At 70.2% G+C, this 15,098-nt stretch carries 14 protein-coding genes and 1 pseudogene; 9 read left to right on the forward strand and 6 right to left on the reverse strand.

The window, feature by feature from the left end:
- Positions 1–4 precede the first annotated feature (4 nt).
- Positions 5–358, reverse strand: coding sequence for a hypothetical protein (locus OG607_RS17455; protein ID WP_405724098.1), 354 nt, complete (start codon positions 356–358; stop codon positions 5–7).
- 335 nt (positions 359–693) lie between these two features.
- On the opposite strand from OG607_RS17455, the gene OG607_RS17460 reads away from it, so the two are divergent.
- Positions 694–1,785 (forward strand): NlpC/P60 family protein, encoded by a 1,092-nt coding sequence (locus OG607_RS17460; protein WP_405724099.1) that lies wholly within the window; start codon positions 694–696, stop codon positions 1,783–1,785.
- Between the two features lie 152 nt (positions 1,786–1,937).
- A complete protein-coding gene (locus OG607_RS17465) occupies positions 1,938–3,443 on the forward strand; it encodes a multicopper oxidase family protein (protein WP_405724100.1) in 1,506 nt (501 codons plus the stop codon).
- 94 nt (positions 3,444–3,537) lie between these two features.
- Here the strand turns inward: OG607_RS17465 and OG607_RS17470 are convergent, their stop codons facing one another.
- Positions 3,538–4,470: an LAETG motif-containing sortase-dependent surface protein gene (locus OG607_RS17470; RefSeq protein WP_405724101.1), complete on the reverse strand. Its 933-nt coding sequence runs from the start codon at positions 4,468–4,470 to the stop codon at positions 3,538–3,540.
- Between the two features lie 628 nt (positions 4,471–5,098).
- On the opposite strand from OG607_RS17470, the gene OG607_RS17475 reads away from it, so the two are divergent.
- On the forward strand, positions 5,099–6,868 hold the full coding sequence (locus tag OG607_RS17475; RefSeq protein WP_405724102.1) for a carbohydrate-binding module family 20 domain-containing protein: 1,770 nt from the start codon (positions 5,099–5,101) through the stop codon (positions 6,866–6,868).
- Positions 6,869–6,886: 18 nt separating this feature from the next.
- Here the strand turns inward: OG607_RS17475 and OG607_RS17480 are convergent, their stop codons facing one another.
- Positions 6,887–7,165 (reverse strand): chorismate mutase, encoded by a 279-nt coding sequence (locus OG607_RS17480; RefSeq protein ID WP_405724103.1) that lies wholly within the window; start codon positions 7,163–7,165, stop codon positions 6,887–6,889.
- Positions 7,166–7,432: 267 nt separating this feature from the next.
- On the opposite strand from OG607_RS17480, the gene guaA reads away from it, so the two are divergent.
- The 4 genes from guaA (at position 7,433) to OG607_RS17500 (ending at position 11,200) form a co-directional block, all read left to right on the forward strand.
- Positions 7,433–9,013, forward strand: coding sequence for a glutamine-hydrolyzing GMP synthase (guaA, locus tag OG607_RS17485; protein WP_405724104.1), 1,581 nt, complete (start codon positions 7,433–7,435; stop codon positions 9,011–9,013).
- A 111-nt stretch (positions 9,014–9,124) separates the two neighbouring features.
- Positions 9,125–9,733 carry a Uma2 family endonuclease gene (locus OG607_RS17490; protein ID WP_405724105.1) on the forward strand — a complete coding sequence of 203 codons (609 nt, stop codon included), beginning with the start codon at positions 9,125–9,127 and terminating at the stop codon, positions 9,731–9,733.
- Positions 9,734–9,790: 57 nt separating this feature from the next.
- Positions 9,791–10,582 carry a class II aldolase/adducin family protein gene (locus OG607_RS17495; RefSeq protein WP_405724106.1) on the forward strand — a complete coding sequence of 264 codons (792 nt, stop codon included), beginning with the start codon at positions 9,791–9,793 and terminating at the stop codon, positions 10,580–10,582.
- A gap of 72 nt (positions 10,583–10,654) precedes the next feature.
- The gene (locus tag OG607_RS17500; RefSeq protein ID WP_405724107.1) at positions 10,655–11,200 is read left to right on the forward strand and encodes a DoxX family protein; all 546 of its coding nucleotides are present in this window, start codon (positions 10,655–10,657) and stop codon (positions 11,198–11,200) included.
- Here OG607_RS17500 and OG607_RS17505 read toward each other — a convergent pair.
- Both OG607_RS17505 and OG607_RS17510 read right to left on the reverse strand, forming a co-directional pair.
- Positions 11,135–11,443 (reverse strand): hypothetical protein, encoded by a 309-nt coding sequence (locus OG607_RS17505; RefSeq protein WP_405724108.1) that lies wholly within the window; start codon positions 11,441–11,443, stop codon positions 11,135–11,137. The genes OG607_RS17500 and OG607_RS17505 overlap by 66 nt on opposite strands.
- Positions 11,440–12,681 (reverse strand): PspC domain-containing protein, encoded by a 1,242-nt coding sequence (locus OG607_RS17510; protein WP_405724109.1) that lies wholly within the window; start codon positions 12,679–12,681, stop codon positions 11,440–11,442. Before OG607_RS17510 ends, OG607_RS17505 begins: the two co-directional genes overlap by 4 nt.
- 120 nt (positions 12,682–12,801) lie before the next feature.
- On the opposite strand from OG607_RS17510, the gene OG607_RS17515 reads away from it, so the two are divergent.
- Positions 12,802–14,112: a PspC domain-containing protein gene (locus OG607_RS17515; RefSeq protein ID WP_405724110.1), complete on the forward strand. Its 1,311-nt coding sequence runs from the start codon at positions 12,802–12,804 to the stop codon at positions 14,110–14,112.
- A 67-nt stretch (positions 14,113–14,179) separates the two neighbouring features.
- On the forward strand, positions 14,180–14,884 hold the full coding sequence (locus OG607_RS17520; protein ID WP_405724111.1) for a LuxR C-terminal-related transcriptional regulator: 705 nt from the start codon (positions 14,180–14,182) through the stop codon (positions 14,882–14,884).
- Positions 14,885–14,893: 9 nt separating this feature from the next.
- On the opposite strand, the pseudogene OG607_RS17525 reads toward OG607_RS17520, so the two are convergent.
- Positions 14,894–15,094: pseudogene (locus OG607_RS17525) on the reverse strand (diadenosine tetraphosphate hydrolase); the annotation flags it as partial.
- Positions 15,095–15,098 lie beyond the last annotated feature (4 nt).

A 15,098-nucleotide genomic window follows, 5' to 3' on the forward strand; every position in this document is an offset into this window, starting at 1 on the left:
GGCCCTACGTCCACAGCACCGCGATGAAGATGTTGGCGACGGTCAAGGCACCCACCGTGCCGAAGACCGCCGCCGGCTGGCGCTCCTCGTCGCGCTTGACGTAGACGAGGCCGAGGATCACCACCAGGACGGCCAGCTTCACACCGATCTTGATGTTGTTGACCGGCTGGTCGTCCGCCTGGTTCAGGCCGACCAGCAGGGCGCCCGTCACGAGCATCGTCAGCGCGCCGTGCAGCATGGCGGGCACGAAGCGGGCTTCGCCGCGCCCCATGGCCTTCATCTGGGTGAGGAAGCCGCCGAGCAGCGCGGCGATGCCGATGATGTGCAGGCCGACGACGAAGTGAATGAGTACGTCCATACCGACGGACCCTAGCGACGGCCGTAGCAGCCCCTCGCACTGAGGTAGGCCTCATCCGCCGCATCGGTCACAGGCGTACGGAAAACGGCCGGGTCACCCGGGGGCGAACGGTCATTCCCGGTCACGCCGAGGCCGAATCGGAGCACTACCGCTCTGTGCGGCGCATCCGGGTGATGGCCGGTTTAGCGTCCTCCCCCAGGTGGCCGATCCCCACGGCCGGCGAGTCAGCGCCGGCCCGGCCGCCCCCGCCGAAGATCCGGCGGCGGTCCGCTCCCCGTGCGGCCGCCGTCGGATCGCGGTCACGGCGGCCGGGGCGAGGAAGGGAGCAGCCGTCCGTGGCGTCGCACGCAAGGCCCAAGCAGCGCTCGTCCACCGGTTCCGCCGCAGCCCGGACGGCAGCGACGATCGCGATCGCGGGAGCCGCCTCCGCGACCATGTTCACCGAGGCTTCCAGCGCCGAGCCCCGGCTCACCCCGGCGCAGGCACAGGCCAGGGTGGACCGGCTGTACGAGGAGGCGGAGACCGCCACCGAGGCGTACAACGGGGCGCAGGAGAGGGCGGACACGGCCCGCGCCGCCATCGAGCACCTGCAGGACGAGCAGGCCCGCAAGACCGGCCGGGTCAACGCCACCCGGGACCGGCTCGGCACCATCGCCGCCGCCCAGTACCGCTCGGGCGGCATCGACCCCACCGTGCAGCTGGCGCTGGACTCCACCCCCGCCGAGTACCTGGAGCGGGCCCAGTTCATCGACCAGCTCGGCAACCGCGCCTCCGCCGCCCTGCGCACGCTCGCCGCCCAGCGGCGCGAGCTCACCCAGGTACGCCACGAGGCCGACGCCGAGCTGGCCACCCTGCGCGGCGCCCAGGACGAGCTGCGCACCCACAAGCGCACGGTGGAGGACAAGCTCAAGGCCGCCCAGCAGATCCTGGACCGCCTCACCGCCGCCGAACGCGCCGCCGTCGGGGCCTCCACCTCGCCCCTCACCTCCCGCGCCGCCCGCGGCGTCTCCGGAGGCGGCCGTACGGCCCTGTCCGGGAGCGGGAGCTCCACCGCCGACGGGGACGTCCCTGCGCCGTCCGCCCGCGCCGCCCAGGCCGTCTCCTTCGCCTACGGCGCGCTCGGGCTGCCGTACGTCTGGGGTGCCACCGGCCCCTCCTCGTACGACTGTTCCGGCCTCACCCAGGCCGCCTGGCGCTCCGCCGGGGTCTCGCTCCCCCGGACCACGTACACCCAGATCAACGCCGGCACCCGGGTCAGCAGGTCCCAACTCCAGCCCGGTGACCTGGTGTTCTTCTACTCCGGCATCAGCCACGTCGGCCTCTACATCGGCAACGGCCAGATGATCCACGCACCGCACCCGGGGGCGCCGGTGCGCATCGCGCCGATCGACGAGATGCCGTTCGCGGGCGCGGCCCGCCCGGCGTAACAGCCCGTAACGCCCGTCAACGCCCGGCGTAGGGCAAACACTCCCAGCGGAAGTGAATCTGAAGGGAACTCACAGCAAAGGAGCCGTTATCTCAGACGTTGTTCGCCTGAATGACAGCTTCTTCCTTGATCGCCAGACCACGCTCCTGCCCCATGAGCCACTCCACTTCATCCACGTCACGCAAAAAAGGCATCCACCGTCGTCGCTTCCTCGGCGGATTAGCAGGTGCCGGAGCCGCGCTCGCCGCGACCACCACCGCCCTGTCGCTCATCTCGCAGACCGACTCGAAGAACAAGGCCTCGGCGGCGTCGGCGACCACCTCCACCAGCGGCACCCTCGTCATACCCTCGCTGCTCAGCGCCACCACCTCGGACAGCACGGACGTCTACACGCTGACCATGGACACCGGCACCACCGAGATCCTGAGCGGCGTCAGCAGCAGCACAGCCGGGTTCAACGGGACCTTCCTCGGCCCCACCATCAAGGTGACCAACGGCGACACCGTCCAGATGGACGTCACCAACAACCTCGGCGCGGACACCACCGTCCACTGGCACGGCGCCCATGTCCCCGCCAAGGTCGACGGCGGACCGCAGGTCGCCTTCGCCGACGGCGAGACCTGGAGCCCCAGCTTCACGATCAACCAGGAAGCCGCCACCCTCTGGTACCACCCGCACGCGCTGGGCACCACGGCCGAGCAGGTCTCCATGGGCCTGGCCGGGATGCTCATCGTCGACGACGACTCCACCACCTCGGCCGCCCTCCCCAGCGACTACGGGGTGGACGACATCCCGCTGATCTTCCAGTGCGTGGCAATGGACGACGAGGGCGTCATCAAGTACAACCTGGCCGGCTACCAGGAGCAGGACCTCAACTACCCGCTCCTCGTCAACGGCGTCAACGTCAGCGACACCACCCTCACCTTCACCGCCTCCACCACCCGGGTGCGGTTCCGGCTGCTCAACGCCTCCCTGTCCGACATCATCACCATCCAGAGAAGCGACGGCGAGACCCTCACCCAGATCGCCACCGAGCAGGGCTACCTCACCGAGGCCACCGAGGTCGACACGATCCGCCTCGTCGCCGGCTCCCGCGCCGAGATCGTCATGGACCTCTCCGCCGCGGCCGCCCTGGAGGCCGTCATCACCACCGGCTGGGTCAGCGGCGGCAGCGGCACCTACGAGTTCCTGTCCATCACCGCCGAGGGCACCGACACCCCGGACGACCTTCCCAGCACCCTCAACACCATCAGCCGCTACGACACGACCGACTTCACCGCCCGCACGATCACCCTCAACAACAACGGCGCCACCATGACGATCAACGGCTCGGCCGGGACCAGCATGGACAGCATGGCGATGATCTCCACCACAGTGGGCGCCCAGGAGATCTGGACCATCACCAACGCCTCGCAGCTGGAGCACTCATTCCATCTGCACGACGTGGCGTTCCAGGTCATCTCCATCAACGGCGAGGATCCGACCGGCGTGAACCTCGGCTGGAAGGACACGGTCGAGATCATCGGTGCCGCCACGGTCAAGATCGCCATGGAGTTCACCGACTACTCGGACGACACGTACATGTACATGCTCCACTGCCACCTCGCCCAGCACGAGGACGAGGGCATGATGGCCGGCCTCATGGTCACCGCGAGCTAGACGGACAGACGCACCGACGTACAGCGGAAAAAAGAAAGCGAAGGGGCCGCCCGCAATGCGGCCCCTTCGCCCGTTTTTCAGCCTACCCAGATATTCAGACCGACTTGCGGCGGCGTACGACGAACATCGCGCCGCCACCGAACGCGACGGCCGCCCCGCCCGCGAGCGCGATGTACGGCAGCGCCGAGGACGAACCCGTGTCGGCCAGGCTGCCGATCTCGGTGTCGCCCGCCGGCTTGGGGTGCGCCGAGCCGCCGGTCTGCGGCTCGGCGTCGCCGCCATCGCCCGCGTCCGAACCGGCGGCGAGGATGTCGAAGGAGTAGAAGTCGTCGCCGCCCGAGTAGACGCAGTCACCGTTGCTGTCGGCGTAGCTGCCGATGCTGAGGGCGACTCCGCTGCCCGCCGGGGCGGTCTTGTCCACGCTCAGGCGGATCTTGAGCGAGAACGAATCGTGGGCCTTGAGGTCGGTGAAGCCGACGTAGCCTGCCGTTTCGTCGTCCTCGTCCAGCGAGATGTCGTGCCAGGCACCGCTGGCGGGGTCCTGCCACTGCAGGGCCAGGTGGTCGGTGGAGAGACCGGACGACCGGCCGTCGACGGCGAGGGCGAAGACGCCCAGGTCGACGCGCGAGAAGTCGGTGTCGGAGTCGTTGCCGACTTCGAGCGTGAAGCCGTGCCAGCCGCTGCCCGCCACGATCTTCGAGGGCAGGCCGCTGAGCGCGGTGGTGAGGTTGTCGTCGACCGTCTCATCGTCACCCGAGTAGTCGCAGGCGGGGCGGTCGGTCGGCGCGGCGGAGCCGGTCGCCGAAGGGGACGAGCTGTCCGACGCGGAGGCGGAGGCAGAGGCGGACGCCGAGTCGGAGGCGGACGCGGACGCCGACGCGGATTCCGTCGCCGACTCCGTCGCGGTGGCCGTAGCCGATGACGTCGTCTCCGCGTCGTCCGCGTGCGCGGCAGCCGCGCTGAGCAGTGCCGCCGGCACAAGGGCGGCGGTCGCGGCGGTGACCGCGAGGGTACGACGAAGATTCATGACAGGTAGACCATCGCAGCGGTCGACCAGTTGTACGAGGACCGAAGGTGATGCGAATCCGTGATCTATTCGGTTCGCCCGATCGTGGGTCGTATGTCCGCGAACGCCCCATGAATGAGTAATCTGTCTCTCGCAGAGCGGCCGATCCCGGGCGTCCCCGGAACCGACCGCCTCTTTGAGTCGTGACCGGGCCGCTGTCCCCTGCTGCCCGGCCACATTCACCGAAGCGAGGTCCCACGGCGCACCCCTTGATTCCACTCGGCGGGGTACGCCTCATCGCTCCGGCTGCACCCCGCCCAGCTGCGTCTGGGCGGTGTCCACGCGTGGTTGTACGACGTCTTCTGTTGTTCCCTGGGCCAAGGGCGACCGCCCCTGGCTGGGACGGACACCGGTTTCAACGAAGCCACCCGGAGGCGGTCACGTGCCGTACGGGTGACGCCCCCCGAACGGGTCATCGCACGGCCCTCGCATACCAGCCGTCCGTCACACCACTGCAAGAACTTGCGCAAATTTTCTGTGAATTCGGAAAGAGGTATTGACCCCTCCGGATCCTGTCGGCACTGTCATGGTCGCGGCGAGGCGCGCGCCGCTCGAAGCACCGAGCCGCACACGTCAGGAGCCCCTGCCCATGCATGCCGCCATACGAGCCCTACTGGCCGCCGCCCTCGCCATCCCGCTCTCCGTCGCCGGCACCCTCGGCACCGGCGCGGCCACCGCGCAGGCCGCGACCGGCGACAACGACGTGATCGCCAACCTGTGGAGCTGGAACTGGAATTCGGTCGCCGCCGAGTGCACGGGCGTGCTCGGCCCGGCCGGCTACGGAGCCGTGCAGGTCTCCCCGCCGCAGGACTCGCTCAGCAAGGGCGGGTCGGTGTGGTGGGACATCTACCAGCCCGTGGACTACGACCTGACCAGCAAGTTCGGCACCGAGGCCCAGTTCAAGGCGATGGTCTCCGCCTGCCACACGGCGGGCGTCAAGGTCTACGTCGACACCGTCATCAACCACATGACCGGCCAGGGCAGCACCTCCTACGGCGGCGTCACCTACGGCAAGTACAGCTACCCCGCCTACAGCGCCGCCGACTTCCACTACTACCCCGACGACTGCTCCAACTCCGACGGCCTCATCGCGAGCGGCGACTACACGGGCAGCGCCACCAACGTCCAGCAGTGCGAGCTGGTGGGCCTGGCCGACCTCGACACCGGCTCCACGTACGTGCGCAGCACCATCGCCGCGTACCTGAACAAGCTGTTGTCCTACGGCGCCGACGGCTTCCGGGTCGACGCCGCCAAGCACATCTCGCCGACCGACCTCTCCGCGATCTACGGCCGGCTGAACACCACGACCTCCGGCGCCGCGCCCTTCCTCGCGCAGGAGGTCATCTACGGCTCCGGCGAGGCGGTCCAGCCCAGCCAGTACACCGGCCTCGGTGACGTGCTGGACTTCCAGTCCGGCCGCTACCTGCTGTCGAAGTTCAACGGCAACATCGCCGACCTCCAGACCTTCGGCGACACCTGGGGCGGCATGGTCGCGAGCGGCTCGGCGGTGACCTTCGTCGCCAACCACGACACCGAGCGCGACGGCAGCACCCTCACCTACAAGAGCGCCGACTACGCACTGGCCAACTACTTCTCCCTCGCCTGGACCTACGGCATCCCGCAGGTCTACTCCGCGTACACCTGGTCCAGCACGGACGCCGGCCCGCCGGCCGGTTCCACCGGCTACGTCACCGACACCGAGTGCACCTCGGGCGCCTGGACCTGCACCGACCGCGCCACCGGCATCACGGGCATGGTCGGCTTCCACAACGCGGTCAAGGGCACCTCGGTCGCCAACTGGTACTCCGACGGCAGCAACCTGATCGCCTTCAGCCGCGGCAGCGCCGGCTGGATCGCCATCAACAACGAGTCCGCCGCGGTGACCAGGACCTTCACCACGGGCCTGGCCGCCGGCACCTACTGCGACGTCATCTCCGGCACCGTCAGCAGCGGCTCTTGCACCGGCACCGCCGTCACCGTCAGCTCCAGCGGCACCGCGTCCGTGACCGTCCCGGCGGGCGGCGCCGTGGCGATCGACGTGAACGCCACCGGCACCGGCTCCACCGCGACCACCGCCGCGGTGACCTTCAACGTCACCGCCACGACGGTCTGGGGCACCAACGTCTACGTCGTCGGCTCGATCGCGGCGCTGGGCTCCTGGAGCACCGGCAGCGCGGTCGCCCTGTCCTCGGCCTCGTACCCGGTCTGGAGCGGGACGGTCTCGCTGCCCGCGAACACGTCCTTCGAGTACAAGTACATAAAGAAGGACTCCTCTGGCAACGTGACCTGGGAAAGCGGCAGCAACCGCTCCTACACGACGGGCACGGCCGCGGCGTCCCTGAGCGACACCTGGAAGTAGAGCCTCACACCCGCCCCCTCACACCCGGCCCCGGCACAGCTCCAGCAGCGTCATCGCCAGAGCCGTGCCGGGCTTGCCGAGCGCGTCGCTGTAGTGGTTCAGCACCTCCATCTCGCGGGAGAGGTGCACCCGGCGGCCGCCGGAGTCGATCCGGGTGCGCTGGATCTCGGCCGAGACGCCCATGCGCTCCTGGACGAGGGCGATGATCTGCCCGTCGAGGGCGTCGATGCGCTCGCGGGCGCTGCTGATGAGGGTGCCCGGGTCGGTGCTGGTGGCAGTGCCTGCGTCGGTGCTCATGATCGGTGTCTCCTGGGGTGTTGTCCCCCGGGGTTCCGGCCCGAGAAGCACAGAGCGCCCCGGGCCGAGTGGCCCGGGGCGCCTGGTGAAGTGCTGAGGTTTCGCTCTCAGACAGCACGACCGTGGCAGCCGGACCAGCCGGTGCCATAGGTAAACGCGAAGTGCGCGGTCGAGAGCATGGGGCGAGTATGCCATGCGGGCCGGGGGCCGTGCGCGGGCCGGTAGAATCGGACACGCCCCCTCGTACGAATCGCCGGAAGGCACGCCGTGGCATCAGCGACCCCGCCCGCCCCCGACACCGTTCTCGTCGTCGACTTCGGAGCGCAGTACGCCCAGCTCATCGCGCGCCGCGTGCGTGAGGCCCGGGTCTACAGCGAGATCGTGCCCAGCACGATGCCGGTCGACGAGATCCTCGCCAAGAGCCCCAGCGCGATCATCCTCTCCGGCGGCCCCTCCTCGGTCTACGCCGACGGCGCCCCCAGCCTCGACCGCGCGATCTTCGAGGCCGGTATCCCCGTCTTCGGCATGTGCTACGGCTTCCAGCTGATGGCCGTGGCGCTGGGCGGCACCGTCGACAACACCGGCGCCCGCGAGTACGGCCGCACCCAGCTGAACGTCTCCAAGCCCGGCTCCACCCTCTTCGCGGGCACCCCCGACCGGCAGTCCGTCTGGATGTCCCACGGCGACGCGTGCTCGGCCGCCCCGGCCGGCTTCACCGTCACCGGCTCCACGGACGTCGTCCCGGTCGCCGCCTTCGAGAACGACGACCTCAAGCTCTACGGCGTCCAGTACCACCCGGAGGTCCTGCACTCCGAGCACGGCCAGCAGATCCTGGAGCACTTCCTCTACCGCGGCGCCGGCCTCGCCCCCACCTGGACCACCACGAACGTCGTGGACGAGCAGGTGGCGCTGATCCGCGAGCAGGTCGGCGACAAGCGCGCCATCTGCGGCCTGTCCGGCGGCGTGGACTCCGCTGTCGCCGCGGCGCTCGTGCAGCGGGCCATCGGGGACCGCCTGACCTGCGTCTACGTCGACCACGGCCTCATGCGCAAGGGCGAGTCCGAGCAGGTCGAGAAGGACTTCGTCGCGGCGACGGGCGTTCAGCTCAAGGTCGTCGACGCCGAGGAGCGCTTCCTCAGCGCGCTGGCCGGGGTCTCCGACCCCGAGCAGAAGCGGAAGATCATCGGCCGCGAGTTCATCCGCGTCTTCGAGCAGGCCCAGGCCGAGATCATCGCCGAGGCCGCGGACGGCGAAGAGGTCGCCTTCCTCGTCCAGGGCACCCTCTACCCCGATGTCGTCGAGTCCGGCGGCGGCACCGGCACCGCCAACATCAAGTCCCACCACAACGTCGGCGGCCTCCCCGACGACCTCGAGTTCTCCCTCGTCGAGCCGCTCCGCAAGCTCTTCAAGGACGAGGTCCGCATGGTCGGCCAGGAGCTCGGCCTCCCCGACGAGATCGTCCAGCGCCAGCCCTTCCCCGGCCCCGGCCTCGGCATCCGCATTGTCGGCGAGGTCACCAAGGAGCGGCTCGACCTCCTCCGCGAGGCCGACGCCATCGCCCGCGAGGAGCTGACCCTCGCCGGCCTCGACCGCGACATCTGGCAGTGCCCGGTGGTGCTTCTGGCCGACGTCCGGTCCGTCGGCGTCCAGGGCGACGGCCGTACGTACGGCCACCCGATCGTCCTGCGGCCGGTGTCCAGCGAGGACGCCATGACGGCCGACTGGTCCCGGCTGCCGTACGAGGTGCTCGCGAAGATCTCGACCCGGATCACGAATGAGGTCGCCGATGTGAACCGGGTGGTGCTGGACGTGACGAGCAAGCCGCCGGGCACCATCGAGTGGGAGTAGCCCCGTAGCTGCCTCCCGAAGCGTCAACGACCGCGCCGTCGCTCATTCGTTTGGGCGGCGGCGTTGTCTTTCGGGGTGGGTAGGCTGGTGATACCCGCGAGGATCCGTCCCATGGGAGCACCAATGACCGCTGAGTCGGACCACGACTGGCCGCGACCCCCTGTGGGCGGCTGGACCTCCGATGACCTCGACCGGCTTCCCAACCTGCCTCCGCACACGGAGCTGCTAGACGGGAGCCTTGTTTTCGTGAGTCCGCAGACGCGATTCCATTCCAGGGCCATGCGCTTGCTGGAGTACATGCTGCTGACGCAGGCGCCGGGCGAGCTGGATGTCGACCGGGAGATGACCATCCATCTGGACCGCAGGAACCGCCCCGAGCCGGACATTCTGGTGATCACCCAGGAGGCGATCACCGGGTCGAAGCAGACCAAGTACCTGCCCGGGGACGTCCTCCTCGCCGTCGAGGTCGTGTCGCTGGACTCCGAGGTCCGTGACCGCGAGGTCAAACCGCGCAAGTACGCCACCGCCGGCATCCCGCACTTCTGGCGCGTCGAGGAGAACAGCGACGGCTACCCGGTCGTGTACGTGTACGAACTCGACCCGGCGACCAAGGCATACGCGCCCACCGGCATCTTCCACGACCGGCTCAAGGTCAGCCGCCCGTACGACATCGAGATCGACCTGACGGCGATCAACCGGCGGCCGCCGTACACGTCGTAGCGCCACCCTCCGCCACAGCCCTGGTCATCTGACGTACCTCGCGGTAACTTCCGCCGCATGACCGAGCCCGCGCCGACGCCGATCCCCACCGACGAGCTGCACTTCACCCTCCCCACCGCCTTCGCCGACCCCGCCGACGAGCGCCGCCATCGCAAGGAGCGCCTGGCCGCCGCGCTGCGCGCCTTCGGGCAGCTCGGCTACGACGAAGGGGTGTCCGGCCACATCACCGCCCGCGATCCCGAGCTCACCGACCATTTCTGGGTGAACCCCTTCGGGATGCCGTTCGCGCATGTCAGGGTCAGCGACCTGGTGCTGGCGAACGGGGCGGGCCAGGTGGTGCAGGGCCACTTCCATGTCAATCAGGCGGCTTTCGCGATCCACGCGCAGGTCCACGCCGCGCGCCCGGACGTGGTCGCGGTGGCGCACAGCCACTCCACGCACGGCCGGACGTTCTCGACGCTGGGGGAGCTGCTGGAGCCGATATCCCAGGACGTGTGCGCGTTCTACGAGGATCACGCGCTGTTCGACGCGTACACGGGGGTCGTGGTCGACGAGGCGGAGGCCCGCCGGATCGCGGAGGCGCTGGGGCCGCACAAGGCGGTCATCCTGCGCAATCACGGGCTGCTGACGGTCGGGGGCTCGGTGGACGCGGCGGCATGGTGGTTCATGACGATGGAGCGGGCGTGCCGGACGCAGCTGATGGCGAAGGCGGCGGGGAAGCCGGTGCGGATCGGTCACGAGGACGCGATGCGTACGCGGGAGCAGATCGGGAACGACCTGGTGGCGTGGATCAATTATCAGCCGTTGTACGAGCGGGTAGCCCGCGCGGAAGCCGGTATGTTTGACTGAATTTTCAAGCGAAAGTGAACCGTTTTCGGTTCCCATTCGTATGCACTGGTGAATCGGGAGGCGGAAAACGGCATGAGCGCAACCGGCATATCAGGCACTGAGACAGGCACAGGCGCAGGGACCGGCGGCACGGGCGGCGGCTGGCGGGATGCCGCCGGACGGTATTCGCTGCTGCCGTTGCGGATCTTCCTGGGCGTGACGTTCGTGTACGCGGGGCTGGACAAGCTCCTGAGCGACACGTTCTTCACGGACTCGGCGCCCGGATCGCTGGTCGGCACGCTGAACGCGGTGAAGACCAGCGCCGCGATCCCGGCGATGATCGATCTGGCGCTGAAGAACCCGCACGCGTTCGGCTACGCGATCGCGCTGGGCGAGGTCGCGGTCGGCATCGGCACCGTGCTGGGCCTGCTGACCCGGATCGCGGCCCTCGGCGGCGCGGCGATCTCGGCGAGCCTGTGGCTGACGGTGAGCTGGTCCACGCATCCGTACTACTACGGCAACGACCTGGTCTACCTGATGGCCTGGCTGCCGCTGGTTCTGGCGGGCGCGCCGCTACTGTCCGTCGACGCGGTCATCTCCACCGCCCGCCGCCGCAGGCGGCACGGGCACCGGGCCTGAGCCCGCCGCCGGGCGCCTTCGGCTCCGTACGATCCCGCTGACGATCGCGCCGACGGCGGCCAGGGCCAGTCCCCCGGCCGCCAGCGGTACGGACTCGCGGGGCGGGACGCGCCAGGTGCCGGAGGCGTCCAGCAGGAAGGCCGCGGCGAGGGCGAGCAGGATCAGGCCGGTGAGAAAGGCCGCCGGGTCGAATCGGTGGCGGTGGTGGTACGGCTCCTGCTGATACTCCTGCTGCTGACTCATCGGGTCACCGTCACCTGTCCGAGGCCTACCTGGAGGTCGAGTTTCAGGGTGCCGGTGGACTTGAGGCCGTCAGCCGGCTGGATGATGACATCGCGCTTGACGTCGGGCTGCACGTCCACGTCCTTGGTGCGCTTCTCGCCCGGCAGCTGGATGTCGCCGAGCCCGACCTGGATCTTCAGCTGCAGCGTCACGTCCTCGGGCACCGTCACCTTCAGCTGCCCGGCCCCCACCTCGGCCCGGGTCGAGACGACGTGCTCCTTGCCGCCCGGCCGCACCGCGCTCAGGTCGAGCACGGCCTCGCCCGCGCCGAGTTCGTACGCGGGCCGTACGTCGGCGACGGCGGCCGGGGCCCAGGTGCGGTGCGTCCACTGCGTACCGATGGACTTCGGGAGCGCGGCGGAGCCCACCAGCAGCGCGGTGACCAGGACCGCCGTGAAGACGGTGCCGCCGCCGAGGCGCCCCCAGCGCGAGCTGACGACAAAGCCGAGGCCGAGGACGGCCAGTGCCGACCCGAAGCCGATCTCCAGGCTCGTGCCGAGCGGCCGGGAGTGCCACGACACCGCGATGCCGATCGCGGCCGCGGTCACGGCCAGCAGGAAAAGCATCCCGCCGAACGGCGGCCGCGCATCGCGGCGGGCTTCGCGGCGGGCGTCCTGCCGGGCGGCGCGGTGGCGATCGCGCCAGTCCCGGAGGCTGCGGCGGTCGTACGCGTACGGGGTGTCGTCGGGCCCCCACTCGTAGGGCACGTCCTTGGTGATCGGCTCGCGCCACCACGAGGCCGTGGCGGGGGCGGGCGGCGGCTGCGGCGCGGGGGGCACGGTCTCGGTGGTCTCGGCGGTGCGGCGTTTGGTCTGCGACCAGTAGACGGCGCCGGCCAGGGCGGCCAGCAGGACGAGCGAGAAGGCCTGGTTGCCCGCGCTGCCCAGCATCGACAGGAACAGCCCGCAGCCGACCAGGGTGACCAGCACCGCCGTCAGCGCCGGGCCCTCCACCCGCCCGGACAGCAGCCGGTGCGCCTCGCTCTCCTCCTCGCCCTCCATGGGCACCAGGAGCCACACCACGCCGTACGCCACCAGCCCGAGGCCGCCGGTCAGCGCCAGCACGCCGAGCACCACCCGGAACACCACCGGGTCGATGTCGAAGTACCGCCCCGCGCCCTCGCAGACGCCCGCGATCACCTTGCCCTTGCGGCTGCGTACGAGGCCCATGCGCGCTGGACTGTCCTCCGGATCCGTCATGCCCCCATGCTGGCGGACGGCGGCCCTTCCCGGCACCCGGCACAACCCTGGACCTGCCCTGAGGCGGTGTCCGGGGCAACCCTGATGCCGGATCGGTGCCCGGCGTGTGACGATCGGGGCATGCCGGCAGCCAGCACCAGCCCGACGAGCGGAGCATCCGGAGTGCCCGGGGCCTCGTTCTTCACGACCCCCGACCCGGCGGACCCGCCGGTCCGCCGGTTCTACCGCAGCTCCGAGGGCCGGATGGTCGGCGGCGTCGCGCGCGGCCTGGCCGGACATCTGTCGCTGCCGGTGGCCTGGGTCCGGGTGGTCTTCGTCGTCCTGGCGACCATCCAGGGGCTCGGCATCCTGCTCTACGCCATCTTCTGGTTCGTCGTCCCGCTCGGCGTCGGCGGCGTCAACCTCACCCCCGCCGAGGCCAAGGAGCCGCGCAACGCCCGCTCCTGGCTCGCCGGCCGCCGCCCCGACAAGGGCCAGATCGTCGCGCTGATCGCCGTCGCCTGCGGCTTCGCCATCCTCATCGACAGCCTGAACCTCGGCCGCGCCAACGCCTACGTCTGGCCCCTGCTCATCATCGGCCTCGGCGTCGCCCTCGTCTGGCGCCAGGCCGACAACTCCCGCCGCGCCCGCTGGGCCGAGATGAGCCGCCGCAAACGGCTGCTCCCCCTCGCACGCGGCGCCGCCGGCGTCATCCTCGTCGGCATCGGCGTCACCGGCTTCCTCGTCGTCCAGGGCTCCGCCAGCCACATCGGCGTCATCCTCCAGGCGGCGCTGGCCGTTCTCGTCGGCGTGGCCCTCATCACCGGCCCCTACCTCGTCCGTATGACCCAGGACCTCTCCGCCGAGCGCCGCGAGCGCATCCGCGCCCAGGAGCGCGCCGAAGTCGCCGCCCACGTCCACGACTCCGTCCTGCACACCCTCACCCTGATCCAGCGTCACGCCGACGACCCCCGCGAGGTCGCCAAGCTCGCCCGCGCCCAGGAACGCGAACTCCGCGCCTGGCTCTACCGCCCGGAGGGCAACGGCCGCGACGACGAACCCGCCACCCTCGCCGAAGCCGTCCGCCGCGCCGCCGCCGAGGTCGAGGACGCCCACGGCGTCCCCGTCGAGGTCGTCTGCGTCGGCGACTGCCCCCTCGACGAACGCCTCGGCGCCCAGATGCAGGCGGCCCGCGAAGCCATGGTCAACGCCGCCAAGTACGGTGGGGACGAGCCCGTTCAGGTCTACGCCGAGGTCGAGGAGCACAAGGTCTTCGTATCCGTACGCGACCGGGGCCCGGGCTTCGACCTGGACTCGGTGCCGGACGACCGCATGGGCGTCCGCGAATCGATCATCGGCCGCATGAAGCGCAACGGCGGCGAGGCGCGCTTGCGCTCCGCGCCGGGCGGGGGGACAGAGGTAGAGCTGGAAATGGAGCGGTCGTCGGCATGAGCAGCCGGCAACGGAGCGGCCATCACCGAAGCCGCGGGCGCGGCACAGCAGAAACGAGGGACGAACGATGAGCGACGACACCACCCAGGGCGCGGTCCCCCCGGCCGAAGGCCGCACCGTGCGGGTCGTACTGGTCGACGACCACCGCATGTTCCGCACCGGCGTCCAGGCCGAGATCGGCGAGACCGACCGCACCGGTGTCGATGTCGTCGGCGAGGCCGCGGACGTCGACCAGGCCGTCACCGTCGTCACCGCCACCCGCCCCGATGTCGTCCTCCTCGACGTCCACCTCCCCGGCGGCGGCGGCGTCGAAGTCCTCAAGCGCTGCGCCCCGTTGATGTCCGACGCCACCCAGCCCGTCCGCTTCCTGGCCCTGTCCGTCTCCGACGCCGCCGAGGACGTCATCGGCGTCATCCGCGGCGGCGCCCGCGGCTACGTCACCAAGACCATCACCGGCCCCGACCTCGTCAACTCCATCTTCCGTGTCGCCGACGGCGACGCCGTCTTCTCCCCGAGGCTCGCCGGCTTCGTCCTGGACGCCTTCGCCTCCACCGACGCCCCGCCCGTGGACGAGGACCTGGACCGCCTGACGCAGCGCGAGCGCGAGGTGCTGCGGCTCATCGCACGCGGCTACGCGTACAAGGAAGTCGCCAAGCAGCTCTACATCTCCGTGAAGACGGTCGAGAGCCACGTATCGGCCGTGCTGCGCAAGCTCCAGCTCTCCAACCGTCACGAGCTGACCCGCTGGGCGACCGCCCGACGCCTGGTCTGAGACCGGCGGACGCTCCAGCTCCGCGGCGATCGCCTCGCGCAGCCCGCCGTGGCGCGGGCCGAGTGCGAACCGCTCGTCGCTCCACCGCTCGCGCGGGTACAGCCACACGGGCATGCGCACGAGATCGCCCGGCTCCCACTCGTACCGGGGCCACACCTGCGCGTGCAGGAAGCCGTCCGTGTTGCCCAGGATCTCCAGGTTGACCCGCCGCGCT

Source organism: Streptomyces sp. NBC_01537, assembly GCF_045040445.1.
In the GTDB taxonomy this organism is placed as follows: domain Bacteria; phylum Actinomycetota; class Actinomycetes; order Streptomycetales; family Streptomycetaceae; genus Actinacidiphila.